A 24,326-nucleotide genomic window follows, 5' to 3' on the forward strand; every position below is an offset into this window, starting at 1 on the left:
GAGTATTGCGCCGTCCCTGGTTTGCGGCTAGCTTTATTCCATACGCGGTATGTATGGACCATTGGGGGTCTCTGCAACCCGCGTGCCATCTTCCGCTAGGAGTCCTATGTCCATCCGTCACAGCCTGCTTGCCCTCCTGCAGGACCAGCCCCGCTACGGTTACCAGCTGCGGGTGGAGTTTGAGTCCCGGACCGGCGCTACCTGGCCCTTGAACATCGGGCAGGTCTACACCACGCTGGACCGGCTGGAGCGGGACGGGCTGGTGCAGAACAACGGGGACGACGGCGAAGGCCACGTCATCTACAGCATCACCAAGGCCGGCACCGAGGAAGTCCGGAGCTGGTTTGATGCGCCCGTTGAACGGAACAACCCGCCCCGGAATGAGCTGGCCATCAAGCTGGCTTTGGCCGTCACGCTCCCGGGAGTGGACGTGGCCGCCATCATCCAGGCGCAGCGCGTGGCATCCATCCGGGCGCTGCAGGACTACACGAAGGCCCGCCGGGACACCGCGGCCAACCAGCGCTCCGCGGACACCGCCTGGCTGCTGGTGCTGGATTCGCTGATCTTCCAGACCGAAGCCGAGGTCCGCTGGCTGGACCTCTGCGAAGCCCGCATGGTCCAGCAGGCGCAGGCCGCCAAGAACCAGGGTTCACGCCAACAGTCCGCCGGGGTCACATCGGAAGAGGTACGTCACGCGGAAGCCCGCCGGTGAGCGTCCAGCGCGGCCAGCAGGTGCTGGAACTCGCCAAGGTCTGCAGGACTTTTGGTGAAGGTGCGACGTCGGTGGCAGCCCTTCGCGACGTTGACCTCACCATTAACGCGGGGGAGTTCGTTGCGGTCATGGGTCCGTCCGGCTCCGGTAAGTCCTCCCTGCTGGCGCTGTGCGGCGGACTGGACCAGCCGACGTCGGGCGGGGTCTTTGTGGAGTCCACGCCGCTGGCGGAACTGGGCCTGAATGAACTGGCGCGGCTCCGGCGCCGGGCGGTGGGTTATGTGTTCCAGGACTTCAACCTGGTGCCAACACTGACGGCGGCGGAGAACGTTGCCCTGCCGCTGGAACTGGACGGGCTACCCGCCCGTGAGGCGTACCGCCTGGCCCGCGACGCCATGGAACTGGTGGGCATCCCGGAGTTGGCCAACAGGTTTATGGACGAGATGTCCGGCGGCCAGCAGCAGCGCGTGGCCATTGCCCGCGCCATCATTGGCGAGCGCCGCCTCATCCTGGCCGACGAACCCACGGGCGCCCTCGATTCAACCACCGGGCAGGGCGTTATGGAGGTGCTGCGGTGCCGGGCAGATGCCGGCGCCGCGGTCATGCTGGTCACGCACGAGGCCCGGCATGCCGCGTGGGCGGACCGCGTGGTGTTCATCAGGGACGGCCGGATTATGGACCAGGCCACCGCCATGCATGATCCCGCGATGCTCCTGGCGCAGGCCGGGCTGTAGTGCCAATAGACCTTTCGCCGGCTCCCCGCAGCCGGCGCCGGAGCTTCAGCGTGGCCATGCGGATGGCCCGGCGTGACATCCGCCGGCATTGGGGACGTTCCCTGCTGATCGTGCTGCTCATCATGCTGCCCGTGGCCGGGATGACCGGTGCGGTGACGCTGGTGCAGAGCGGCATGGAAACCCCTGCCGAGCGGGTCGAATACCAGTTGGGCCAGGCGCAGGCACGTTACAGGTCGCTGACAATGGGCAGCGCGCAGGCCGTCCAGGATCCGGTCATCGAAACGGTCATCGCCTCCAACCCCAGCTCTGGCTGGGATCCCGATTTCGTTGGTGCCGATCCCGCGGACATCCTGCCGGCAGGTTTCAGCGTGCTGACCGAATCAGCGTTCCCGGTCCGGATTGAATCCGGAAAGGACGATGTACCCGTGATGGGCAGCGCGGTGGACGCACTCAACCCCGCCTTCACCGGAAAGTTCACCCTGCTGCGCGGACGTGCCCCTTCCGCCGCTGGTGAGGCCCTTGTTTCCCCGGGGATGCTGGACAAGTTCAAGCTGAGGCTTGGGGATGAATTTACGACGTCGGCCGGAACCTTTGCAGCGGTCGGCACCGTGCGGGACGCCGGGCTCTCGGACGGAAACGCCATCCTGTATCTGGCGCCCGGGCAGGTACCGGACTCGGGAACCGCGGGCAGCCCCGTGCTGTACTACCTGGTGGGCCCGCGGCCCGTCACCTGGGACCAGGTGCGGTCAGCGAACACTGTGGGCGTTGTAGTGCTGTCCAGGCATGTGGCGCTCAACCCGCCGCCCCTGGACCAGCGCACCGTGGACGGCTCGCTGCCGCAGTATTCGCCATACGTTCCGCTGGATCTTTACCTGACCGGCGCTTACACAGGCGCGCTGGCCCTGCTGGAAGTGGGCCTCCTCGCGGGGGCCGCATTCGCCGTCGGCGCCAAGAGGCAGGTCCGCGAGCTGGCGCTCCTGGGTGCTTCCGGCGCCGACGCGCCCACCGTCAGGGCGGTGGTCACAGCGGCGGGCTTCTGGCTGGGCGGCCTTGGAGTTGTTGCCGGCGCGGCCGCGGGCATGGCGGGGGCGGCCGGCGTGGTTTTCCTGGCCCGGGCCGTGGGCTCCGTCCGCTTCCCGGGCTTCCATCCTGACTGGCTGCTCACTGCGGCCGCCATGGGCATGGGATTCCTGGCCTGCGTGCTCGCGGCCCAGGCACCGGCCCGGCAGATCTCGCGGCAGGCGGCCCTCGGGGCACTTAAATCCGGCAGGGCGCCGTCGACCCCTCCCCGGAGATCTGCCAGGATTGGCTTCTGCATTCTCCTGCTCAGTGTCGGCCTGCTCCTTGCTGGGGTGCTGTATGCCACCAGCACTGAGCACCCGGATGTTGTAGCGGCACGGTTCCCCTGGGTTGCCGGACTGTTGATCAGCGGTGGTGTGCTGGCAGTGGTTGCCATGCTGTTCCTGTCCGGCCCGCTGGTTTCCCAGGCCTCCCAGCGGGTTGGCTGGCTGCCGCTTTCCGCCCGGATGGCGTTTCGCGATGCCGCAAGGAACCTTGGCCGGACCGTCCCGGCTGTTGGGGCAGTCCTCGCGGCAGCCACGCTGGCAGGTGCGGGAATGGTCCTGTCCGCCAGCCAGTTCGAAAGATCCGTCCGCACCGCCTCGGCGCCGATCCTGGTCAACCAGGCCCAGTTGCCGCTGGTCCTCCAGGACCCCAGCGGTTCAAGCGAGACCGCCACGCGGATCCAGCCCGATCGTGTCGTCGCAGTGGTCAGTGGAATATCGGATTCACTGGCCTGGACGCAGGTCCTGAACCATCCCCGTGCCATCCAGAACTGCGAAACGCGTCCCGACGCCGATGTTTCAGGTCCGCCGCGAACTGCCGAAATGAACTGCCTGAAGTATTCAGTGGCCGTGCCGCCCGGCAACGAGTGCATCCTGACAGAAGAGGGAAGAATCAGGTACCCCGGCGACTGGCGGTGCATCGGCCCGATGGGCTACTTCTCCGGCGGCGGCTGGACGGATGCCATGCTGGTGGGCGGTGCAGACGAAATCCGGGCCACCTTTGGCCGGGAAGCCACGCCCGAAGCCCTTGACGTCCTGGAGGGCGGCGGGATTGTGCTGGCCAACCCGGTCTATGAGAACCACGGATCCGCCGTCATTCTCGCCGACGACATCCGCAAGCCCCAGGAATCGGCTCCCGGAACGATGCGATTCGAACCGGCTTCCTCCATGGAACTGCCCGCCATGGTCCTCGAACCAGCCTCCGATATCCGCCTCTACGGGGTGGTTTCTCCAGCAACAGCCGAGCGCCTGGGGATGCAGCCTGAAGCAACCATGCTGCGGCTGCAGTTCGACTCCTACCCGTCGGACGAGGAACTGGATGCCCTCCGCAGCGAAGTCAACACCATCTACGGGTCCGGAGCCTGGAGCTTCCACGTGCAGCAGGCCAGCGCGGGCGGCCAGGACGTGCTCATCTGGGGCATCGTGGGGCTGGCAGCCCTGATCACGCTCAGCGCTGCCGGCATCACCACAGGACTGTCACTGGCGGATGCCCGGACGGACCACATGACCCTGGCCGGGGTGGGTGCTTCTCCGGGGCTCCGGAAGGCGCTCGCAGGATCGCAGGCCCTGCTGACCGTAGGCCTGGGAACCGTCCTGGGCGCCGTTGCCGGTGTTGTTCCCATGGTGCTGATCCTTGCCTCCGCTGACATGAAGCCGTTCATCGCGGTGCCATGGCTGCAGGTGTCGGCTTTGATCGTCCTTGTTCCGCTTGCCGCAGCTGCCCTGGCCTGGCTGTTCACCCGCGCGCAACTGCCCATGTCCCGCCGCGCCGCCGGCACCTGAGCTGGCACGCGTTGGTAATGTTCCTACGGAACTAATCTGAATCGCAGCGCGAATCTCAAGGAGGAGACATGGCCGGAATGTCTGGCGGCAACGGTGGAAACGCCCAAGCCGGGACCCAACTGACGGAGGAACCGGAACTTCCGGCCACTGCCGTGGACGAGGAGGTCCTCGAAGCGGAGGACCGGAAATGGACGCCGGCAAAGATCGGCATCTGGGCCGGCATCGCACTGCTGGGCGGCATCTCCTGGGTGATGCTCGCCATCATCCGCGGTGAAACGGTCAACGCGATCTGGTTCGTCTTCGCCTCGGTCTGCACCTACCTGATCGCCTACCGGTTCTACTCCAAGTACATCCAGAAGCACCTTCTCCGGCCCAACGATCGCCGGGCAACCCCAGCCGAGTACAAGGCTGACGGCAAGGACTACGTCCGCACGGACCGGAACGTCCTGTTCGGCCACCACTTCGCCGCAATCGCCGGCGCCGGCCCGCTGGTGGGCCCTGTCATCGCAGCCCAGATGGGTTACCTGCCCGGCACTCTCTGGATCATCATCGGCGTCGTACTGGCCGGTGCGGTGCAGGACTACCTGGTGATGTTCTTCTCCATGCGCCGCGGCGGCCGTTCGCTGGGGCAGATGGCCCGTGAAGAACTTGGCGTGATCGGCGGAACGGCTGCCCTGATCGCCACCCTGCTCATCATGGTGATCATCGTTGCGATCCTGGCGCTCGTCGTCGTCAATGCCCTGGGCGAGAGCCCATGGGGTGTGTTCTCGGTGGGCATGACCATCCCGATCGCACTGTTCATGGGTGTTTACCTGCGCTACCTGCGCCCCGGCAAGGTCATGGAAGTCTCCATCATCGGTTTTGTGCTGCTGATGGCTGCGATCATTGGCGGCGGCATGGTGGCGGAGACCGAATGGGGCGCCGCGTTCTTCCACCTGGACAAGGTGACCATCGCCTGGGGCCTGATTGTGTACGGCTTCATCGCCGCGATCCTGCCCGTGTGGCTGCTGCTCGCCCCGCGCGACTACCTCTCCACGTTTATGAAGATCGGCGTCATTGTGATGCTGGCGCTGGCCATCATTGTGGTCCGCCCGGAAATCAACGTCCCCGCCTTCAGCGAATTTGCCAGCCGCGACAACGGCCCGGTGTTCTCCGGCGCACTGTTCCCGTTCCTGTTCGTCACCATTGCCTGCGGTGCGCTCTCGGGATTCCACGCCCTGATCTCCTCCGGCACCACGCCCAAGCTGATCGAGAAGGAACGCCAGACGCGCTTCATCGGCTACGGCGGCATGCTGATGGAATCCTTCGTGGCCATCATGGCCCTGGTGGCAGCCATCTCGATCGACCGCGGCATCTACTTCGCCATGAACGCACCGGTCGCCCTGACCGGCGGCACCGTGGAAACGGCCGCCGCCTGGGTGAACAGCCTGGGCCTGGCCGGCGTCAACATCACCCCTGAGGTCCTGGCCCAGACGGCAACCAACGTGGGCGAGGAAAGCATCATTTCCCGTTCCGGCGGCGCTCCCACCCTGGCCGTGGGCCTGGCGCACATCATGCAGCAGTTCATCGGCGGCCCGGCCATGATGGCGTTCTGGTACCACTTCGCCATCATGTTCGAGGCACTGTTCATCCTGACCGCCGTCGACGCCGGCACCCGCGTTGCGCGGTTTATGCTGCAGGATTCGATCGGCAACTTCGTCCCCAAATTCAAGGAAGCCTCATGGCGGCCGGGCGCGTGGCTGTGCACGGCCGTTATGGTGGGCGCCTGGGGTGCCGTGCTGCTGATGGGCGTGACGGATCCGCTGGGCGGCATCAACACACTGTTCCCGCTGTTCGGCATCGCCAACCAGCTCCTGGCGGCGATCGCGCTGGCGGTCTGCATGGCCATCGCCGCGAAGGGCGGGAACTTCAAGTACCTGTGGATCGTGGCCCTGCCGCTGGCGTTCGCCGCCGTCGTCACCATTACTGCCAGCTTCCACAAGATCTTCTCCTCCGTTCCGGCCGTGGGCTACTTCGCCAACAATGCGGCGTTCAGCAAGGCGCTGGCTGAGGGCAAGACCGAGTTCGGCACCGCCAAGTCCGTGGCCGCCATGGAGGCCGTGGTGCGCAACACCATGATTCAGGGCTGGCTGTCCGTGATCTTCGTGGTGCTCAGCATCATCGTTATTGCGACGGCGATCATCGCCACCGCCAAGGCGTTCCGGGACGTGTCCGCAGGCCGGACGCCGCACAACCACGAGGACCCTGCAGTGCCGTCGCGGGTGTTCGCTCCGGCCGGAATCGTCCCCAGTCCCGCAGAGCGGGCCCTCATGGCCGAATGGGAAAAACTGCCCCTGGAAATGCGGGTTGAAAAGGCCGGGCACCACTAATGAGCGCCGCAGGATCGTCAGGCCCGCCGTCAATGGCGGGCCTGACGGCCGGACTCAAAGGCCTGGCCAGGTACTTCCGCGGCGTCCTCGGCGCCGACGCCTACGACAAATACCTGGAGCACCACCGGGCTCTCGGACACCACGGCGTGCCCTTGAGCGAGCGCGAATTCTGGCGGGACCAGACGGACCGGCAGGACGCCAATCCACAGGGGCGGTGCTGCTGAGTGGCTCATGAGAGTATGAACGCATGAGCGATCCGAATGTCAGCGATTCGAATGTCACTGGGCCTGGTGAGGACCGTCCCGTTGAGGGAACACCGCTCGACGGCGATGCCCTCCCGGGTGCCCCGATCCCGGGTCCGGGTGGGGTACCGGGCGGCTCCGGGCAGCCCGGCGGGCAGGTAACGCAGGGAGGCCCCGGCGTTGACGGCCGGCCCTCCGATGCCCAGCGCCCTGAGCAACGTGCCAACAAGCTGCAGGAACTGGTGGATGAACCCGCCAAGGTGATGCGGATCGGCACCATGATCCGGCAGCTGCTGGAGGAAGTGAAGGCCGCGCCTCTGGATGACGCTGCCCGCGGCCGGCTGGCTGAAATCCACGAACGGTCCATCAAGGAGCTCGAAGACGGGCTGGCGCCTGAGCTGATCCAGGAGCTGGAACGGATCAGTCTGCCGTTCCCGGAGGATGCGCCGCCGTCGGACGCCGAGCTTCGTATTGCGCAGGCCCAGCTGGTGGGCTGGCTGGAGGGGCTCTTCCACGGCATCCAGGCGGCCATTGCTGCCCAGCACGCTGCCCGGGAACAGGCCGCAGCACAGTTGCAGCTGCGCCAGCTGCCGCCCGGCACTGTGATTGCTCCCGGCGTCGTCATCGGTGAAAACGGCGAGCCGCAGCGTGCTGCCGCACCGCAGCACGGCCGCCAGCAGGGCAGGCCGGTGGATCCGGATCACGGCCCCGGCCAGTACCTGTAGGACTCCGCTTGGGCTTCTTCACCGCCGCGCGCCAAGGGCGCAAGGACGACTCCGAACTGGGCAAGGGCCTGTGGCGGCGCGCCCACGACCGCTTCCACCGCGGCCTGGACCGGTACCACCAGGTCCTTGAAGGTGTGGAGGATGACCAGCTGTACGCCGAGCTGGTGGAGATCGCCAATGCCCTGGGCGCGTTGTCCGAGCGGGTGCGGGCGGTGTGCGTCGAGGCGCAGCGCCGCTCGCCCAGCGACGGCCTGGACGTTCCCGGCGCCCTGGCCGGTGTGCACAGGGCCCTGTCCAAAGCCGGAAACTCGCTGGCCACAACGGCCGAAGCAGCTGCCATGCTGCGGCTGGCCGTTGGGCCGGTGCCGGTAGGTGCAGCGTCCGTATGGCGGCGGGCCGAATCGGTTTTTGAACAAGTGGCCGACGCCGAAAGGCAGCTTGCCGAGGCCCCGCCGGCTTCGTGACGGCCAGCCTTCGTCCGGCACAGTTTGGCGCGCCCCTCCCGTTTATTCCCTGTTACGCAGGTGGCGGACAGGGGCTTTGGCAGGGCGTGGCCGGGTGGCCGGTTTGGCAGGATATATGTATGACAACTTCACCGAACCTGACATTCAACGACGGCAACACCATTCCCCAGCTGGGCTACGGGGTTTGGCAGGTAGAGGACGATGTAGCGGAGAAGGTGGTGGGCCAGGCCTTCGAAGCAGGCTTCCGCCACATCGATACCGCCAAGATTTACGGCAATGAGGCAGGCGTAGGCCGCGCGATTGCCAACTCCGGCCTTTCGCCGGAGGAGCTGTTTATCACCACCAAGCTCTGGAACGCTGACCAGGGCTACGAATCAACGCTGGCAGCGTTCGAAAAATCCATGGAGCTGCTGGGCCTGGAAACCCTTGACCTGTACCTGATCCACTGGATGCAGCCCAAACAGGACAAGTACGTGGACACCTGGAAGGCTCTTGTTGAGCTCCAGAAGCGTGGCCGCGTGAAGTCGATTGGCGTTTCCAACTTCACGGTTGAGGGCCTGCAGCGCATCATCGAGGAAACCGGGGTAACCCCGGCGATCCACCAGATTGAGCTGCACCCGTACTTCAGCCAGTCCGAACTGCGCGCCTTCGGTGCTTCCAATGGAATCCTCACTCAGGCCTGGTCGCCGCTGGGCCAGGGCGGCGAGCTGCTCAATGACCCCGTGGTCTCCGGTATCGCGGCCAAGCACAATGCCACGCCTGCGCAGGTTGTTATTGCCTGGCACCTGGCAATCGGCAACGTGGTGATCCCCAAGTCCGTCACCGAATCCCGCATCCGCGAGAACTTCGCCGCCCTTGAGGTAAAGCTGGACGACGCCGACGTGGAGGCGATCAACGGCCTGGACCGCACCGCAGCCGGCAGCGGCCGCATTGGTGCGGATCCGGCAGTGAGCGACTTCGCCTAAGCAACCCGGAAATGGCCGCAACCCGCTTGGGTTGCGGCCATTTTGCTGTGGTCTGTTTATCCGCGGGGTCCCACACCTGTGATCTGTTCGAGGACCCGTACGCCAGTGCCGAGGCCGTCTTCGGCGCGGACTGCAGCCCCCACCTCCTGGGCACGGGAAGCATATGAGCCGATGGACGAGGTCGCCGAGGCGTTCTGCCAATCCAGTGCCCAGTTGCCTGGCCGGGAGCGGGGCAGGGCCGACGCCGAGCCGGTGGACCCTGGCGCCCCAGAACGGCTGATCGCCAAGGAACGGCACAATGAGCGTTGGCCGGCCCGCCCTGATGCCTGCCGCGGTGGAACCTGCGCCGCCATGGTGGACGACTGCCGCAACGCGCGGGAAGAGCCACTCGTGGGGAACACCCTCCAGGACCAGGACGTCGTCGGCCTCTGCTTCGCCGGGCGCTATGCCTCCCCACCCGGTTGCGACAATGCCGCGCAGACCGTGAACGCGCAGCGCGGCCAGGACTGCTTCCCGGCGCTGGTCCGCTCCCATGCCGAAGCCCATGGAGCCGAAGCCGATATATACCGGTGGATCACCCGCTGCAAGGAAGTCAACCAACCGCGACGGCGGCTCCCACCCGGCGTCGGGCTCCAGGAACCAGTAGCCGGTAACGTGCGCGGAAGGCGGGTAGTCCCCAGGGACCGGCACGACGTGCCTGCTGTACGGGTACAGGATGTGGACCGGACTGCCGTCCGGGTTCTTCAACGGATCCGCCAGGCGGCTTGTATGCCCCAGGCCCACCTCGCGCCGGAAGTCGCTGATCATGCCGCCATACATGGTTCCGGCCACCCGCCGGAACGCGTACGACGCACGGTTTCCCCAGGCCCCGAAGGAGACGCCACCGAAGAACGGCACGGGATAGGCACGGGTGGGGGTGTAGAGCGGCAGCGGGAGGGAAAACACGCCGGGCACGCCCAGCGCCTCGGCAATGTGCGGGCCGGCAAGGCATTTGGGGTGGTAGACCACCACGTCCGGGCGGGTGGCCTGCGCGGCAGCCCAGCATTCAGCGTTGAGCTCCCGCATGGCTGAGGTCATGACCCCCAGCGTCCGCAGCGCGTCCCGGGGCCCGCTCAGTTGAGGCAACACGTCCTGAAGCAGGCGCAACATGGTGGAACCCGCCGGCCAGTGCGTGACGGTCCCGGGTCCGCTGGTTGGCACCAGGTCAGCAAACTCTTCAGGGACGGCGAGGGTGACATTGTGCCCCGCCCGGGCAAACGCGCCGGCGAAAGCGGCGTACGGCTGGATATCGCCGCGCGTCCCGAAGGACATGATTAGCGCATGCATGGCAGGGTCCTCTGGACTGGTTGCCTGGCGACCGCTCGGCCGCCCGACCGGTGGCCAGGTTGCTAGGCGGCGATGCGGGCCTGGACGATTTCCACAACGTCCACAACAGCCCACGAGTCCTCACCGGCGCATTGGCGGCTGGCGAACCGCTCCGCTTCGAGGGCCGTTTCGAAGATCTCCAGCCGGGACCGGCCGCAGTCCGCATCGAAGTACGTGACGTGGAATTCAGCGTGCAGTCCGGCGCCGGCGTCAGTGTGCGATTGCTGGGGTGCGATGCTCTGGTTCTTCATAACTCCAGTGTGCAACCGGGGTCTGACAATACTCGGTCATCAGTTCCGCGTGTTGCCCAAACGCAGTACACGCTCGTGGGCGAGGTCCGCGCTGCGCAGCGACTTATCCGCGGCACGCCGCAACTGCCGGGCTTCCGCCGCCGCTGTGGCCTCCTGTTTCCGGGCTCGGTCCAGCCGGTCCTCCACAGCCTTCAGTTCCTCGCGGAGCCGCTTGGCCTCTGAGGCCAGGTGCGCCGTTTCCTCAGCAAGTTCTGCCGCTTCGGTTTCACGGTCTTCAGCGTCCCGGGCTGCCTCGTCCGCCTCCTGGCGGGCTTCTTCCGCCCTGGCTTTTGCCTTCTCCAGAAGCGAGGGCGTGGCAGGGCGTTCCTTGGGCTGGACGGCAACGAGCCGGGGTTTTGTGGACTTGGCCTCAGTCTGGTCCGCGGAACGCTCCTTCGAGGGCTTCTTTTTAGGTTCCGCCGCTTCTGATGCGGGCGCTTCCGGACCGGGCACTTCCCGTGCGGGGGCTTTCCGGGGAAGCGATGGCGTCTTTGGAGCCGGAACATCCATGGCGCCCGGCACTGCAACGGCACCATCCAGGGACACCTGGTCCACGCCGTCGGCCGACAACGAACGCAGCAACCGCCCCGTCCGGACAGCGGCAGCGGCACCTTCGTCGGCGGTCAGGGCGCGGAGCGTGGCTTCCACTTCCGTGGCGATCGCAGTGCTGAGCGGGCGGCCCAGTTCAGTGGAGACGTCCCGGGCGGCATCCACGGCGGAGGCGAGGGCCGCCCTGCGTTCCCGGCCCAGCTCACGCAACGCACCGGCGTCGAACTTTTCCTGCGCCTGGCGCATCCTCCCGCCCAGGTCCTCGAGATCCTCCAGGACATCCGGACGCGAGCGGACCAGCATGTTGACCGTCCAGGCTGCGGCCGAAGGCTTGGGCAGGGTGCGGACCTCGGCGGCCTGCTCCTTCCCGGCGTCCTTGGCTGCGGCTGCGCGGGCGGCGATGAACTCATCGAACGGGAGCGCGTACAGCTGGTTGGCGATCTCGGCCAGGTCCTGGTCCTCCATGCGAGCCATCTTAGGACGATGCGCTGGAATTTCCGGTGGTCGAGCTCCGGTGGTCGAGCTTGTCGAGACCATTGGCCGCGGCGCCCGGTCCTGCTAGCGTGAAATTGTCCACGGATTAAGGAGGAGCCATGACTGTGAATTCACCGGATTCATTGCCCGACGACGAGGTCCAGGAAAGTGCCGCAGGCCAGGGGGAGAAATCACGGAACGACGGCGGGATCCCCGGCAAGGAGCAAGGCGTGGGCCTCGGAGCCAGCGATGAACCCAACACTTTTGAGCCCGAAGAAGCGGGAGAAGATGCCGACGGGGATATCGCCGGCGAGGACGACGAGGAAGGCCCCCAATAGAACGTGATAAGTCTGTAAAATACTTGTCAAAAACTTGTCAATTTGTGCCATATTTCCGGTAGGGTCTGATTCGTAATGCACGTTCTGCTACCCGGAAAGGCGCTTCATGCTCTCATCGCTTCTCGGTCTCATCAGCACACTCGTAGGACTTGTTGGCTCGATCATCGGTGGCCTGCCGCCGCTCCCGGGAGTTCCGGGCATCGGCTGACCACCACAGGATCACCACGGAGAACGGGCTGCCACCGCGAACTGGCAGCCCGTTTTTTCGTGTCCCAGTGGTCGAGCTTGTCCCGGTGGTCGAGCTTGTCGAGACCCGGACCGCCGGTGGTCGAGCCTGTCGAGACCCGGGCGCTACTCCGACGGCTGGATGAGCACCTGGTCCACGGACCAGAAGGCGCCGCCGGCCCCCGTATAGCGGAAGTGGACGGCGGCTTGGGTGGCTCCGGCGGGAACGTCCAGCATGATGAGTTCGAAACCGTTCGAGTCGCTCGTGTAGGACCTGAGCAACTGGGGCGCCGTGCCGTCAAAGCTGACCAGCACATCCCCTGCCTGGGAGCCGCCCGCCCGGAAGTTCCCTGCGAAGCTCAGCGCCGCCGTCGAGCCTTCCGTGACCTGGAAACCCGGGCTGATGAGGGTGGAATCGAACACCCCAGCTCCGCCCCAGTTGGCGGAATCTGCCACTGCGAACACGTTGCGGTGGCGCACACTGGTTTCGCGCCCCTGGCCCCGGACGGTGCCGGTCCAGAGATCGTCCGTGGTGAAGGTCCAGCCGCGCCATCCGGGGACGCCGCCCTCCGGCATGGCGGAATTGTCCACCGACCAGCCGTGCGGAACACTGACGCCGTCGAACGCTGCGGCGGGAGAGTCGGCCCGGGCCAGGACTTCGCCGCGGAGGGCATCGAACGCGTCCGGCACCAGGTCCTGGATGCACCTGCCATCCAGATCCCAAACCGCATCCACCGCAATCCCCGCGTGCCGGAGGACTGACGGAGCGATGTCGGTCAGCTTCACGTCATGGCGCACTGAGCCTGGTTCGATCCCGGGGACGTTGGCGATCACAAACACCTGGCGCTCCTCGACACTGTGGCCGCCGTGGCCGCCAGCCGCAGTGTGCCCGTGATCGGCAACCACCATGATGAGCCACTCTTCCCTGGCATACTCGGGCCGCCGGCGGACCGCATCGAGCAGCTGCCCAACACGTTCGTCCGCCCGGCGCAGGGCCGTGAGGTACGCGCCGGAGGCGGTCCCGCTGCTGTGCCCGGCCTCGTCCACCTCATCAAGGTGCACGAACATGGCGTCCGGGTTGCCGTTGGCGAGGTAGCCGGCGGCCCGCAGGACCGTCTCGTCGTCGTCCCTTCCCGCCACGCGCACGTCCACGGCGTCGCTGAACAGCGTGCCGGGAATGGGAGCCCACGTGGCAATCACGGCGGTGGAGGCACCAGGAATGGCCTGTTTCAGCCGGCTGAGGAAGTCCGGGTAGCGGCCAAACTGCGCCCCGGCGAAGCTGTTCTCCAGCACGCGATGCTTGTCCGGCCAGACGCCCGTGGCAATGCTGGACCACGCCGGAGCGGACAGCGTGGGAGCCATGGGGCTGGCAAACAGGTTGCTGACGGCCGTCATGCCGCTGCCCATCAGCCCATCCAGGCGCGGTACGCCGGCTGCACCAAAGGCGGCGAAGGTGGCCCCGTCCAGGCCGATCACCAGCGTCTTCCGGGCCAGGGTCCCTGACGGAAGCCCCTTGTGGGGTGTTGTGTTCTTCACGATTTGTCTCCGAAGCGGGTCAGGCGGCCAGCCGGCGCCTTATCAGCGCGGACGCCTGGTCCACCACAATGATGAGGATCAGCACCACAATGATGTGCGTCAGCATCTGGTCGAACTGGAATGACTTGATGGCCTGGTTGATGAGCAGCCCCACGCCGCCGGCGCCCACCAGGCCAAGGACCAGTGACGAACGCACGTTGACGTCGAAACGGTACAGCAGGAGTCCCACGAACTGCGGGATCACCAGCGGGATGCTGGCGTGGAACGTCTGCTGCAGCTTGCTGGCCCCCGCGGAGGACAGTGCCTGCACCGGGCCCTGGTCGCTTTCCTCCATGGCCTCGGCCCAGAGTTTACCCATCACGCCGGTGTTGTGGCAGATCAGGGCAAACACGCCGGCAAACGGCCCCAGGCCCACGGCTGTCACGAAGATCAGGGCGAACACCACATCCGGGACGGCCCGGAAGAAGGACAGTATTGCGCGGGATGCCTGGTAGACCACCGGATGCGGCGTGGTGGTTTCGGAGGCGAACGCCGCGAGCAGCAGGGCCGTGGGGATGGAGAGCGTGGTCCCCAGGAGGCCGATCCAGAGCGTCACCAGCGTCGCTTCCAGGCTGGGCTTGAGGACCTTCTCCCAGTTCAGGTCCGGCGGGAATGCCTCCGCCAGGAACCGGTCCATTCCCTGCGCGCCGTCCACCAGCAGGGCCGGCTCGAAGTCGGTGCTCTCCAGGGCGATGATGTGCAGAACCACCAGAACCACGACGGCGGTGGCCGTGACGCTGTTACGGGCCATCCGACGGCGGGACGTGGGGACGGGAAGCCGCCGTACCGGCGTTGCCGCCCTCACGCCGCGATCCTGTCCGGTGCGTACAGCGCATCCAGGACACTGCCCGACAAAGCCGCCGTGCCGCCGTCGAACATGATCTTTCCATTCAGCAGTCCGATGGCGCGGTCCGCGTGGCGGATGGCCAGGTCCGGCTGGTGGAGGACGGCGGCAACTGCAAGGTTCTCCGTGTGCGCGAGTTCGGCCAGGAGCGCCATCACCTGTTCGGCGGCGTGCGGATCCAGTGCGGAAACCGGCTCGTCAGCCAGCAACACCGAAGCGCGCTGGCACAAGGCCCGGGCAATGGCGACGCGCTGCTGCTGGCCGCCGGACAGCTTGCCGGCGCGTTCCAGGGCGCTGCCGGCCAGGCCCACACGGTCAAGGCACGCCATGGCTTCCTCCTTCAGTTCCCTGGGAAAAAACGCCGGACTCACCGATCCCAGCCCCTGCACGCGCATCAGCCCGCCGGAACAGACGTTATCCAGTGCGGTGCGCCGGGGGACCAGGTGGATTTTTTGGAACACCATGGCGGCCTGGCTGCGGGCCTTCACCTGCGCGGCACCCTGCAGCCCGCACACCTCGGTGCCCTGCAGGCGGATGCTGCCGGAGTCGGGTGCGGCCAACCCCATCACGCATTTGAGGGTGGTGGATTTCCCGGAGCCGTTGGCTCCCAGGAAGGCCAGCAGTTCCCCGGTCCGGACGGTGAAATCCACGCCGTCCAGGACCGTGGCACCGCCGTAGGACTTGGTGAGTCCGGCAACTTCCACCGCCGTCACAGGTCCTCCTCTGTGAGGCCCATGGTGGCGGCGAGGTCGAACAGCGGCTTGTAGGTGTCCTTGGTGACGGCCAGCAGCGGGCCCGGAGGCGTGACATCCAGGAATGCGCCCACCTCCTCGATGGCTTCCGGCGGCAGGTTCAGCAGGGCATCGCGCACAGCGTCCTTCAGGGCCGGATCGGCGCCGCCGCGGATGGTGATGGGATCATTGGGGATGGGCTCGGAAGTCCACACCTGCCGGAAGTCGTCCGGGTTGAAGGTGCCCGCCGCGGTAGCTGAGGCGATGGTCTGGGAGTTGATTTCCGCAGCGTCCACCGTGCCGTTGGTCAGGGCCAGCAGCGCCTCCGGGTGGCCGCCGGCGTAGTTGATGTTGAGTTCGGATTCGTCGATTCCGGCGGTCTTGAGGCCGTAGCGGGGGAGGACATCCCCGGAGGTGGAACCGATCCCGCCAAGCGCCAGGTCCTTGCCCTTGAGGTCCTCAATGGAACGGACGTTGGAGTCCTTGGCCACATAGATTCCGGCGGTGTAGGTGCTCAGTTTGCCGTCCGCGGTGCCGAAGGAAGCCACCGGTTCGGCGCCGGCCTTGCTGCTGGCGAAGACGTAACCCATGGGGCCGAACTGGCCGATGTCCAGGCGGTTGTTGGCCATGGCCAGTACCTCTGCGGAGTAGTCCTCCACAACCTGTACCTCCACGTCGCAGCCCAGTTCCTTCTCCATGGCATCGGCCAGGACCCGGTAGGCCGGCTCCAGTTTTGCGGGGTCCTCGTAGGGCTCGATGCCGAACTTGATGGGCCCGTCAGAGCAGTAGGAAGCGGTGCTGGCGGTGGACGTTTGGGCCTGGCTGCCGGTGCAGGCGGAGAGGCCGACGGCGGCAAAAAGGGCAAGGGGCAGTAAGGCAGCGTTACGCGTTTTCACGGGAAGTCCTTGGTGTAGGGGCCTGATGGAAGGGAGATTTAGGTGCTGGTGCTGGTGCTGGGGTGGGTCAGGGAAGGGCGTTGATGTTGCATTCGGCCAGGCCAAAGGAGACGGTCATGCCGATTCCGGCGGTCACGGACACGGCTGTTACGCCCTGCCGAATGTCCGCCACGAAGAGCGGGCCGACGTCGCTGGAGGCGTAAATGCCCTGCCAGCGTTCGGTCACAGTGAGGTTTTCGACGCCGAGCACACCCTGAATGCGGTCCAGCAGCAGGTCAGTGGTGCTTTCGGCGAGGAACGGGTCGGCGGTCTTTTGGTAGGCGTGTGAATCGCCCAGCAGCAGGGTGCCGTCCGGGCGCTGGGTGAACATCACGTTGGCGCCGATGTCCAGGAGTTCCGGATCCTCAGCCTGGACCTGGGCCTGGAGGGCAGGTGCGGACGGGAGCTCCACGAAGGCGCCATAGCGCAGCATGGACGTTGCGGTCAGTACAGCGGGCGCCAACTCCAGGCCGCCTGGGGCCTCGGCAGCGGCCATCTGGAGCGAGCAGCGGTCGATCCGGTGTTCGGCGGCAACTTCCGGGAACAGCAGGTCAACGTCGTGGCCCACGCAGACGAACACGTGATCGGCCTCGACGTCGCCGCGGCTGGTCTGCACGCGGGCCGTGCGTGTAGTGCCCGCGGCGAAACCGAGCGCACTGGTGTTCCAGCGCACCGCCGCATCCTGCTGCTGGTCCAGCCACGCGGCCAGCTGCGCCACAGTGGTGCGCGGATCCACCCGCAGATCGTCCCGGAGCCAGGCGCCACCCGCGACGCCGGCACCTTGGTCGGGTGCCGTGTCTTCTGCTGGTGCGCCTTCTGTTGATGCGCCTAATGTTGGTGCATCTTCTGTTGGTGCCTGGTTGGTTCCGGTCCGGCCCAACCGAGCCAGGGTTTGCGCTGCGCTGAGCAACACGATCTGCCCGGGCTCGCGGCGCTCCTCAAGTTCCTGGAGCACCCGCAGTTCCGTTGCGGTGCGGGCCACCACCACGGCTCCGGACTCGGTGGACCAGAACCCTGCCCTGGCCGAGAAATCCAGCCAGTGCTTGCGGCCGGCGGTGGCCAGTTCATACAAGTCGCCGGTCTGGGCGGTGATGCAGCAATGCCCGAAGTTGCGGATGGATGCCCCCACGGCGCGGTGGTCGCGGTCAATGACCAGGACGGAGAGTCCGCGGTCCGCGGCCAGTGCGGCGTGGGCGAGGCCCACAATTCCGGCTCCCACCACTACAACGTCAACGGAAGTGGGAAGGCCGGAGGAGGGCTGGGTTTCAGGGTTTTGCGTCATCACACGATTGATACTGGTCCATCCGGAAGCGTGGTTCAAGCCAAAACTGGCACTTGTTTGAACAAGTTGGTGATTTGTTCACTTCAGCCACCGGAAGTTAAGCCGCGATTCATCTACTTTGGCCGTAAATGCTCGAAGCCCCGCCCGGTCAACTTGTATGATCAACCCATGTCCGTTTCGAAATTTCAGCCCCTGCACCAGCGCCTGACTGATGAGCTCCGCAGCCGCATTACGTCCGGAACCTGGCCCGAGGGATTCCAGATCCCCAGCGAGGCTGAGCTGTGCCGCGAGTTCGAGGCATCCAGGGGAACGGTACGGCAGGCGCTCTCCGCACTGCGGGCCGAAGGCCTGATCCTGGGCGGGCGCGGAAAGCAGCCCGTGGCAGGACGCGCCGCGCTGTCCCAGCCCTTCACCACGTTTATGTCGTTCACCGAATGGGCTGGTTCCATCGGAAGGGTGCCGGGTCAACAGACCCGGGAAGTGGCCAAGCGCCCGGCGTCCCCGGACGTGGCGGCGCAGCTTGGCCTGGAGGCAGGCGAGCCGGTGGTGGAAGTCCTGCGGCTGCGGCTGCTGGGCGACATGCCGGCCATGGTGGAGCGGACCAGCTTCGTCCTGGACGCCGGCAGGCTCCTGTTCGATTTCGATACGGACAGCGGATCGATCTTCAGTTTCCTGAAAAGCTGCGGTGTGGACCTGAGCCGCGGCCGGCACACCATTGACGCTGTTGCGGCGGATGAGCTCGATGCGGAACTCCTCGGCGTCGAACCTGGTTCACCCCTGCTCCGCGAACGGCGCGTGACCTCCTCCGCCGCCGGGGAACCAATCGAGTTCTCCGATGACCGTTACGTTCCCGGGCTGACCAACTTCACCATCGAAAACACCAATGATCACCGCGCCAACCTGGTGCGCGTGCCCACCAGCGCTTAAGGACCACCCACATGATTGAACTTGTTGCCCTCGACATGGCCGGCACCACCATTGACGAGCACGGTGATGTGTACCGTGCCCTGGAAGATTCCGTGGTGGAGGCCGGCGCGCAGGTGAGTGCTGAAAACCTGCAGGCCTGGATGGGTGCGGACAAGACCGAGGCGATCGCGGCGCTGCTGGAACTGGGCGGCGTCCGGGCCGATGCCGCGCTGGTGGAGCGCACCTTTGGGCGGTTTCGGGAAATCCTGGCCGGCTTCTATGCCGCCAACCCGCCCGTGCCCCTGGACGGTGTGGAAGAGGCCCTCCGCTCATTGAAGGCCAGCGGCATCAAGGTGGCGCTGACCACCGGGTTCTCCCGCGATGTTGCCGATCCCATCCTGGCCACCCTCGGTTGGGAAGTGGGCGGCGGCGGGCTGCTGGACGCCGTCGTAACCTCTGACGAGGTGCCCCGCGGCCGCCCCGCACCGCACATGATCCACCGCGCCATGGAACGGACAGGGGTGATGGACGTCAGCGCCGTGATCGCGGCGGGGGATACGGTCAATGACCTGCAGGCCGCCGCCAATGCCGGCGTGATGGGCGTGGGGGTGCTGACCGGAAAGCTCGACGCCGATGCGCTGGGCCAGTGCCCGAACCTCGCCATTCTGGACGGGGTCAAGGACCTGCCGGCGCTGGTGGCGTCGCTGCAGCCGACGGGCTAGTTGTGGTCGAGTGTGTCGAGGCCCCCGGTGGTCGAGCCTGTCGAGACCCGCTGGGCGAGCCCCCGCTAGTCGAGCTTCTCGAGACCGAGCCCGGCGCACACGTCCGGGCGGCCGGGAATGACGGCGATGGCTTCGTCCACCACGCAGGCGGTCAGTTCCGGCACTGGGATCGCGGGATTCGGGCCCATCGTGCCCTCCTTCCACACGTCGGCGCAGAGACGGAGAGCGTCTGACGCCCCGGTTTCCCTGTCACCCACCACAACGTATGGCGGCAACGCCGCCCCGCTGTCGAGGGGACGGATGGCTGAGAGGTCGGCCTCGTAATAGCACCGCACGCCCTGGTTGGGATCCACGGGTGTGAAGAACAGGTAGGCAGCCGCACCGGCCGTGAGCAGTGGCAGTGACAATGACAGCGCCCAACCCCACCGTCGGCGTCGCGCCTTTTGCCGTTCCGCCGCTTCGTTCTGCTGCTGGACGGTCTCAACTGCATTCAATTCCCCCATAACGCCAGTCTGGCCTATGCAACACCGTTGGTCGAGCCTGTCGAGACCTGGGCCCGGTGGTCGAGCTTGTCGAGACCCCGGACCCGGAACAGCCCGGTACCTTCCGTTATCCCACGCAACGGTTCGGCGCCAATGACGCCGGCGACGGATCCGGCGGTTCCGTACGGCTCCACAATGGAAGGACTAAGTCCTGGCCCAGGAGGGTGAGATGCGCAGAAAAGCATCGTCCGGCGTCGTGGTTCCCGCAGTTGTTCTCATGGCGGTTCTGTTCGCCGGCTGCGGCCAGCAGGGCACGCCACAAGCAACACCGGAGCCCACAACAACGGCGGCCGAGTCCCAGACGACGGCACCCGCCCCAAGTCCGACCGGAACCGTTCAGCAGCAGGAACCGTGGACAACGTTCACGACGGCGGACGGCACCTTGGTGTTCGACCTTCCGGCCGCGTGGACCGTCCAGGATCCGGCCGGTGAACTGGCCGAAGGCGGCGGTGCCTTCGCGGAGGTGCGCAACGCGGCGGGCAAGCCGCTTGCCACGCTGCGGACCAACATGGCCACCGGATCAACGTGCACGGAGAAATACCCGTATTCGGTTCTGGAAACCGAGGAGCTTCCTGCAATGGCGCAGGGCGGGGCCGTGCCGAGGTTCATCTACGAAACCCGAGGGAACGCCGCCCAGCCCGGTCCGGCGGACACCCCAGCGGCGGCCTACGGCATCACTTCAGGCCCGCTGCCCGCCGGGGATTCAGCGTGCGCCATCTTCCAGTTCTTCACCTGGCCGCCGAACGCGGCCATGTTCGGGGCTTTCTACAACCCGGAGAACAACCAGACGCCGGGCGACCAGTCCCTGCCGTACCTGGAACTGGCTGAAAAGTATGCGGACACCCCGGAGTACAAGGACATCAAACGGATGATCACCTCCCTGCGGCCCGCTGGCGACGGCTACTGAACAATCCCGGTGGTCGAGCCCCAAGCCGGTTGAGTCCCTTGAGTTCGGGCGGCTACGGTCGGTCGATGTTCGTGAAGATCGCGAGCACGTCCTTATGTTTTGTTGCTACCGTTTGCCGGGATGAGAGACGCAAAGAATGCTGCGGTAGTTGGTATCAGTACCGTTACTGCGGCGCTGAGTGCGTTTTGTGAGTCTCCGACCAGGTATCTGATCCCGAGGGTAAGCATCCCGATCAGGAACCCAAAGCCGAGCCATGCCAGCCGCCGTTTTACATGGTTGGGAGTCCGGTGAGCCATCTCAGCAGCATGTCGCACTTTGGACGCCGAAGAAAATTGCTCCGATCCCGGCCTGGATATTTTTCTGCCTCTATGTTCAACAACCGAACGGTCCCTTAGCCCGGCTAGACTCACACGCATGGGGGAACAGGACAACACATTCAGGGAACACAAAGCGCCGAAGCCAGGCCGTCTTCGCGCCGCTATCTTGCCCGCCGTCGGCCTCATTACAGTGCTTGTTGGCGTTGTGGTCGCGAAGAGCAACGAAAACGAAACTGGCAGCTTCGGCTGGTTCGCGTACGCGCCGTTAAGCAACCAGGTCTTTATAGGCGACGGTGTGGCATTCGTGAGCCAGGGGACGCAGATCGGTCTTGCAGTTGCCGTCGTTGGTCTGCTTATTTTGGCCTTCTGGGCAGGTTACAGGATCGGCAGGCGGCCGGACGCGGCGAAGCAGCTTCCGTAGGAGTCGGTCAGTCGGTGAACCGGATCCCTCGGGCAAGTCGAGACCACGCTTCCCGCATATCGGGCCCGGTCTAGACTCGGGGAATCCATCACCATGAAAGGGGACCATGAACGTGAGCGGGTCAGGAGGCTTCACCGAGGTGGAGCGGGATGCAATGAAGGAGCGCGCGGCAGAGTTGCGTGCGGAGAAGGGCGGGAAAAAGGCGGCGGTCGCCCTCGAGGACCTGCTGGCGAAGATCGCCGAGATGCCGGATGACCAGCGCGTCATCGCGGAACGGATCCACGCGATCGTCACCGAGGTTGCCCCGGGACTGGCTCCGAAGACCTGGTACGGGCAGCCTGCCTGGGCCAACTCGAACGGCAAAGTGGTTCTGTTCTTCCAGGCAGCGGCAAAGTTCGGGACGCGCTACTCCACCCTGGGTGTCCAGGAGGATGCCGCCCTGGACGACGGAAACATGTGGCCCACCAGCTGGGCCGTCACCGAACTGGGTGCGGCCGAGGAAGCCATGATCGCGGAGATCGTCAAGAAAGCCGCCGGCCAGTCATAGAACGGAAGCGGACGACGGCGGGAGGTTCCGCCGACCGGACCCGGACAAGCAGCTTCCGTAGGAGTGGGTCAGTCGATGAACCGCAGCCCCTTGGCTTCGAGTGCGGCTTCCAGAATCCGGATAGCTTTGGGACCCACGCCGTGCATGGCCAGGAGGTGGCTGCGGCTGCAGGCAGCAACCTGAGTCAACGAGGTGATGCCTGCTCGGATGAGCGCAGAGTTCGCCGGGCGTCCAATAGGCGGAAGATCGCCGACCTGCGCGGGAGTATCGCGGGTGCTCATGATGGCATGGTATCCAGTCGGACGAGGGATCGGGGGAAGTTCCATCCCCGGAACCTGAGCGGAGGAAGGATGCCGGCGCCGTTCCGAGTTAGACGCCCATTATCCCCGGCTCTGCTGGCGCGTTCCGCTGCGCAGAAGGAGGGAATCGAAGTACGCGGAAAGTTCAGCCGTGGCGGTTAGGGGAAGGACGTTCGCCACGTACTGGTCCGGGCGTACCACCACAACCACGCCGTCGCGACTCAGTCCGCGAAGCTCGAAGATGTCTGCTGAGGAATCGGCGGCATAGACCTTCTCATAGTCAGTAAGCCGGAACGGGCCAACCTGTGGCCTATACACTGCCGGCACCACGTTGATGTCAATGTCCGCGTAGTGCTGCTGATAGATCACCTTCACATCGAACCAGGCGTCAGGGTCAGCGCCCGACGGCGTTGCAGCCAATGGCGAATCACTCGCCGTTTCCATCCACTCTGCAAAGTCGGCGCCGGCTGACGGGGCACCGGACCCGGGTGCGGCCGCGTCGGCGAAGACGTAGATGCGCCACCGACCGTCGGCGGAGGCGTGGTGGCCGAGATGGACGCGGTTGGCATCCGCGACCCGTCGAACTGGGGCGGACTTGAACCGTTTGCCAAGGGGGAAGCCGGTGGCAAGATGCTGGTAAGCAGACTCAGCCGTGAGGATGGATGGAGCGTACTGGGTCATGAAGCCTGCAGGGAATTCTGCAGTGCTGACGTAGAAGTCCTCCAGCTCAGAAGGGGACGCGAACTCCTCGGGTTTCTTGGCCATCATGCTGGACCATTGCTTGTCGAAGTCGATCAGGTTCTGGGCCACTACCTGGCGTTCTTCGGAGTAGGTGGTGAGCAGGCTTTCCGGGCTGCGTCCCTCCAGCACGTGGCCCAGCTTCCAGGCGAGGTTGAAGCCGTCCTGCATGGAGACGTTCATACCCTGGCCGGCCTTGGCGCTGTGCGTGTGGCATGCGTCCCCGGCGATGAATATGCGTGGTGTGCGTTGGCCGCGCTGGTCCGGAAGAACGTCGTCGAACCGGTCCGTCAGCCGGTGGCCCACCTCATAGACACTGTGCCAGGCGACGTCGCGGACCTCGAGTGTGTAGGGACGGAGGATCTCCTGGCCCTTGTGGATGATTTCTTCAAGGGAAGTATTGCGCACGGCACCGTGATCGTTCGGGTCCACCTCTCCCAGGTCCACGTACATCCGGAACAGGTGTCCGCCCTCCCTGGGGATGAGAAGAATGCTGCCGCCACTGCCGGACTGGATGGCGCATTTAAGCCGCACGTCGGGAAAGTTGGTTTCGGCCAGCACGTCCATCACGCCCCAGGCGTGATTGGCCTGGTCGCCCGAAAGCGTACAGCCAATAGACTCCCGGACCTTGCTGCGGGCACCATCCGCGCCGATCACATACTTGGCACGGACTACGCGATCCTCTCCCCCACGTGGCCCGGCCGTATGGCGCAGCGTCACCGTCACCGGGTAATCGCCTTCGTCGGCCAGTTCGAGTCCTTGGAACTCCAAGCCGTAGTCAGGCTGCATTCTGGCAGGGGAGTTGGCCATCGCCTCGGCGAAGTAGTCCAGAACCCTTGCCTGGTTAACCACAAGGTGGGGGAATTCGCTCATTCCAGTTGCATCATCCGGAGTGCGGGCCGAACGGATGATGCGCGAGGAGTCGGCAGGATCCGGCTTCCAGAAGGCCGTCTCCTCAATGTGGTATGCCTCTGCGATGATCCTTTCGGCAAATCCGAAGGCCTGGAACGTTTCGACGGTCCGGCACTGTATTCCGTCGGCCCGCCCAATCGCGAGCCGTCCGGGCCGGCGTTCAACAATGCGCGTCGTTACTCCCGGGAACTGGGCCAACTGCGCGGCTGCGAGCATGCCGGCCGGACCTGTGCCTACGATCAACACGTCAACGGTATCCGGAATCCCGGCCCGCCGATTGATGCCGGTGCCCGCCGCAGGCCTGACGCGCGGATCCCCGGACTCATAACCGAAACGATGAAACTGCAACT

24 protein-coding genes and 1 pseudogene are annotated in these 24,326 nt (G+C 65.7%); 14 read left to right on the forward strand and 11 right to left on the reverse strand.

The window, feature by feature from the left end:
* Window positions 1–106: 106 nt before the first annotated feature.
* The 8 genes from ACPJW8_RS03265 to ACPJW8_RS03300 all read left to right on the forward strand — a co-directional run bounded on the left by ACPJW8_RS03265 (window position 107) and on the right by ACPJW8_RS03300 (window position 9,057).
* Window positions 107–712: a PadR family transcriptional regulator gene (locus tag ACPJW8_RS03265; RefSeq protein WP_330188242.1), complete on the forward strand. Its 606-nt coding sequence runs from the start codon at window positions 107–109 to the stop codon at window positions 710–712.
* Window positions 709–1,446, forward strand: coding sequence for an ABC transporter ATP-binding protein (locus ACPJW8_RS03270; RefSeq protein WP_330188243.1), 738 nt, complete (start codon window positions 709–711; stop codon window positions 1,444–1,446). The genes ACPJW8_RS03265 and ACPJW8_RS03270 overlap by 4 nt, the downstream gene beginning before the upstream one ends.
* Window positions 1,446–4,292, forward strand: coding sequence for a hypothetical protein (locus ACPJW8_RS03275; RefSeq protein ID WP_330188244.1), 2,847 nt, complete (start codon window positions 1,446–1,448; stop codon window positions 4,290–4,292). Before ACPJW8_RS03270 ends, ACPJW8_RS03275 begins: the two co-directional genes overlap by 1 nt.
* Window positions 4,293–4,369: 77 nt before the next feature.
* Complete coding sequence (locus ACPJW8_RS03280) at window positions 4,370–6,661, forward strand: carbon starvation CstA family protein (RefSeq protein WP_330188314.1); 2,292 nt, start codon at window positions 4,370–4,372, stop codon at window positions 6,659–6,661.
* A gap of 32 nt (window positions 6,662–6,693) precedes the next feature.
* Window positions 6,694–6,885 (forward strand): YbdD/YjiX family protein, encoded by a 192-nt coding sequence (locus tag ACPJW8_RS03285; protein ID WP_425256447.1) that lies wholly within the window; start codon window positions 6,694–6,696, stop codon window positions 6,883–6,885.
* 23 nt (window positions 6,886–6,908) lie between these two features.
* Entirely contained in the window at window positions 6,909–7,628 is a 720-nt protein-coding gene (locus ACPJW8_RS03290) for a bacterial proteasome activator family protein (protein WP_330188246.1), read from the forward strand.
* An 8-nt stretch (window positions 7,629–7,636) separates the two neighbouring features.
* Window positions 7,637–8,092 (forward strand): hypothetical protein, encoded by a 456-nt coding sequence (locus ACPJW8_RS03295; protein WP_330188247.1) that lies wholly within the window; start codon window positions 7,637–7,639, stop codon window positions 8,090–8,092.
* A gap of 119 nt (window positions 8,093–8,211) precedes the next feature.
* A complete protein-coding gene (locus ACPJW8_RS03300) occupies window positions 8,212–9,057 on the forward strand; it encodes an aldo/keto reductase (protein WP_330188248.1) in 846 nt (281 codons plus the stop codon).
* A gap of 288 nt (window positions 9,058–9,345) precedes the next feature.
* Here ACPJW8_RS03300 and ACPJW8_RS03305 read toward each other — a convergent pair.
* From ACPJW8_RS03305 to ACPJW8_RS03315, 3 genes and pseudogenes are all read right to left on the reverse strand, one after another.
* Window positions 9,346–10,383, reverse strand: a pseudogene (locus ACPJW8_RS03305) (glycosyltransferase); the annotation flags it as partial.
* A 62-nt stretch (window positions 10,384–10,445) separates the two neighbouring features.
* Window positions 10,446–10,673, reverse strand: coding sequence for a hypothetical protein (locus ACPJW8_RS03310; protein ID WP_330188250.1), 228 nt, complete (start codon window positions 10,671–10,673; stop codon window positions 10,446–10,448).
* A gap of 39 nt (window positions 10,674–10,712) precedes the next feature.
* Window positions 10,713–11,726, reverse strand: coding sequence for a hypothetical protein (locus ACPJW8_RS03315; protein WP_330194165.1), 1,014 nt, complete (start codon window positions 11,724–11,726; stop codon window positions 10,713–10,715).
* Window positions 11,727–11,854: 128 nt separating this feature from the next.
* Between ACPJW8_RS03315 and ACPJW8_RS03320 the strand changes: the two genes are divergently transcribed.
* Window positions 11,855–12,073, forward strand: coding sequence for a hypothetical protein (locus ACPJW8_RS03320; protein ID WP_330188252.1), 219 nt, complete (start codon window positions 11,855–11,857; stop codon window positions 12,071–12,073).
* A 351-nt stretch (window positions 12,074–12,424) separates the two neighbouring features.
* Here the strand turns inward: ACPJW8_RS03320 and ACPJW8_RS03325 are convergent, their stop codons facing one another.
* The 5 genes from ACPJW8_RS03325 to ACPJW8_RS03345 all read right to left on the reverse strand — a co-directional run bounded on the left by ACPJW8_RS03325 (window position 12,425) and on the right by ACPJW8_RS03345 (window position 17,665).
* Complete coding sequence (locus tag ACPJW8_RS03325; protein ID WP_330188253.1) at window positions 12,425–13,834, reverse strand: alkaline phosphatase family protein; 1,410 nt, start codon at window positions 13,832–13,834, stop codon at window positions 12,425–12,427.
* Between the two features lie 19 nt (window positions 13,835–13,853).
* Window positions 13,854–14,678, reverse strand: coding sequence for a phosphonate ABC transporter, permease protein PhnE (gene phnE, locus ACPJW8_RS03330; protein WP_330188254.1), 825 nt, complete (start codon window positions 14,676–14,678; stop codon window positions 13,854–13,856).
* Entirely contained in the window at window positions 14,675–15,430 is a 756-nt protein-coding gene (locus ACPJW8_RS03335) for a phosphonate ABC transporter ATP-binding protein (RefSeq protein WP_330188255.1), read from the reverse strand. Before ACPJW8_RS03335 ends, phnE begins: the two co-directional genes overlap by 4 nt.
* Complete coding sequence (locus ACPJW8_RS03340; protein ID WP_330188256.1) at window positions 15,427–16,344, reverse strand: phosphate/phosphite/phosphonate ABC transporter substrate-binding protein; 918 nt, start codon at window positions 16,342–16,344, stop codon at window positions 15,427–15,429. The genes ACPJW8_RS03335 and ACPJW8_RS03340 overlap by 4 nt, the downstream gene beginning before the upstream one ends.
* A gap of 67 nt (window positions 16,345–16,411) precedes the next feature.
* Complete coding sequence (locus ACPJW8_RS03345) at window positions 16,412–17,665, reverse strand: TIGR03364 family FAD-dependent oxidoreductase (RefSeq protein ID WP_330188257.1); 1,254 nt, start codon at window positions 17,663–17,665, stop codon at window positions 16,412–16,414.
* A 168-nt stretch (window positions 17,666–17,833) separates the two neighbouring features.
* Between ACPJW8_RS03345 and ACPJW8_RS03350 the strand changes: the two genes are divergently transcribed.
* Both ACPJW8_RS03350 and ACPJW8_RS03355 read left to right on the forward strand, forming a co-directional pair.
* On the forward strand, window positions 17,834–18,592 hold the full coding sequence (locus ACPJW8_RS03350; protein WP_330188258.1) for a GntR family transcriptional regulator: 759 nt from the start codon (window positions 17,834–17,836) through the stop codon (window positions 18,590–18,592).
* Between the two features lie 11 nt (window positions 18,593–18,603).
* Complete coding sequence (locus ACPJW8_RS03355; RefSeq protein WP_330188259.1) at window positions 18,604–19,293, forward strand: phosphonatase-like hydrolase; 690 nt, start codon at window positions 18,604–18,606, stop codon at window positions 19,291–19,293.
* 65 nt (window positions 19,294–19,358) lie between these two features.
* On the opposite strand, the gene ACPJW8_RS03360 is transcribed toward ACPJW8_RS03355, so the two are convergent.
* Window positions 19,359–19,796: a hypothetical protein gene (locus ACPJW8_RS03360; RefSeq protein ID WP_330188260.1), complete on the reverse strand. Its 438-nt coding sequence runs from the start codon at window positions 19,794–19,796 to the stop codon at window positions 19,359–19,361.
* 208 nt (window positions 19,797–20,004) lie between these two features.
* Here ACPJW8_RS03360 and ACPJW8_RS03365 point away from each other — a divergent pair, with 208 nt between their 5' ends.
* The 3 genes from ACPJW8_RS03365 to ACPJW8_RS03375 all read left to right on the forward strand — a co-directional run bounded on the left by ACPJW8_RS03365 (window position 20,005) and on the right by ACPJW8_RS03375 (window position 22,027).
* Window positions 20,005–20,742, forward strand: a complete 738-nt coding sequence (locus ACPJW8_RS03365; RefSeq protein WP_330188261.1) for a hypothetical protein — start codon at window positions 20,005–20,007, stop codon at window positions 20,740–20,742.
* A gap of 414 nt (window positions 20,743–21,156) precedes the next feature.
* Window positions 21,157–21,480, forward strand: coding sequence for a hypothetical protein (locus ACPJW8_RS03370; RefSeq protein WP_330188262.1), 324 nt, complete (start codon window positions 21,157–21,159; stop codon window positions 21,478–21,480).
* Window positions 21,481–21,586: 106 nt separating this feature from the next.
* A complete protein-coding gene (locus ACPJW8_RS03375) occupies window positions 21,587–22,027 on the forward strand; it encodes an iron chaperone (RefSeq protein ID WP_425256404.1) in 441 nt (146 codons plus the stop codon).
* A 68-nt stretch (window positions 22,028–22,095) separates the two neighbouring features.
* Here ACPJW8_RS03375 and ACPJW8_RS03380 read toward each other — a convergent pair whose 3' ends face one another.
* Both ACPJW8_RS03380 and ACPJW8_RS03385 read right to left on the reverse strand, forming a co-directional pair.
* A complete protein-coding gene (locus ACPJW8_RS03380; protein ID WP_330188263.1) occupies window positions 22,096–22,308 on the reverse strand; it encodes a hypothetical protein in 213 nt (70 codons plus the stop codon).
* 99 nt (window positions 22,309–22,407) lie between these two features.
* Entirely contained in the window at window positions 22,408–24,324 is a 1,917-nt protein-coding gene (locus ACPJW8_RS03385) for an FAD-binding monooxygenase (RefSeq protein WP_330188264.1), read from the reverse strand.
* Between the last annotated feature and the right edge of the window lie 2 nt (window positions 24,325–24,326).

Origin of the sequence: Pseudarthrobacter sp. J47, assembly GCF_049810315.1 — a bacterium.
GTDB lineage: Bacteria > Actinomycetota > Actinomycetes > Actinomycetales > Micrococcaceae > Arthrobacter.

Coding starts and splice junctions, on each gene's coding strand:
- ACPJW8_RS03265 (WP_330188242.1), top strand. CDS start 107: ATGTCCATCCGTCACAGCCTGCTTGCCCTCCTGCAGGACCAGCCCCGC.
- ACPJW8_RS03280 (WP_330188314.1), top strand. CDS start 4,370: ATGTCTGGCGGCAACGGTGGAAACGCCCAAGCCGGGACCCAACTGACG.
- ACPJW8_RS03285 (WP_425256447.1), top strand. CDS start 6,694: ATGGCGGGCCTGACGGCCGGACTCAAAGGCCTGGCCAGGTACTTCCGC.
- ACPJW8_RS03290 (WP_330188246.1), top strand. CDS start 6,909: ATGAGCGATCCGAATGTCAGCGATTCGAATGTCACTGGGCCTGGTGAG.
- ACPJW8_RS03300 (WP_330188248.1), top strand. CDS start 8,212: ATGACAACTTCACCGAACCTGACATTCAACGACGGCAACACCATTCCC.
- ACPJW8_RS03310 (WP_330188250.1), bottom strand. CDS start 10,673: ATGAAGAACCAGAGCATCGCACCCCAGCAATCGCACACTGACGCCGGC.
- ACPJW8_RS03315 (WP_330194165.1), bottom strand. CDS start 11,726: ATGGAGGACCAGGACCTGGCCGAGATCGCCAACCAGCTGTACGCGCTC.
- ACPJW8_RS03320 (WP_330188252.1), top strand. CDS start 11,855: ATGACTGTGAATTCACCGGATTCATTGCCCGACGACGAGGTCCAGGAA.
- ACPJW8_RS03345 (WP_330188257.1), bottom strand. CDS start 17,665: ATGACGCAAAACCCTGAAACCCAGCCCTCCTCCGGCCTTCCCACTTCC.
- ACPJW8_RS03350 (WP_330188258.1), top strand. CDS start 17,834: ATGTCCGTTTCGAAATTTCAGCCCCTGCACCAGCGCCTGACTGATGAG.
- ACPJW8_RS03355 (WP_330188259.1), top strand. CDS start 18,604: ATGATTGAACTTGTTGCCCTCGACATGGCCGGCACCACCATTGACGAG.
- ACPJW8_RS03360 (WP_330188260.1), bottom strand. CDS start 19,796: ATGGGGGAATTGAATGCAGTTGAGACCGTCCAGCAGCAGAACGAAGCG.
- ACPJW8_RS03365 (WP_330188261.1), top strand. CDS start 20,005: ATGCGCAGAAAAGCATCGTCCGGCGTCGTGGTTCCCGCAGTTGTTCTC.
- ACPJW8_RS03370 (WP_330188262.1), top strand. CDS start 21,157: ATGGGGGAACAGGACAACACATTCAGGGAACACAAAGCGCCGAAGCCA.
- ACPJW8_RS03375 (WP_425256404.1), top strand. CDS start 21,587: ATGAACGTGAGCGGGTCAGGAGGCTTCACCGAGGTGGAGCGGGATGCA.
- ACPJW8_RS03380 (WP_330188263.1), bottom strand. CDS start 22,308: ATGAGCACCCGCGATACTCCCGCGCAGGTCGGCGATCTTCCGCCTATT.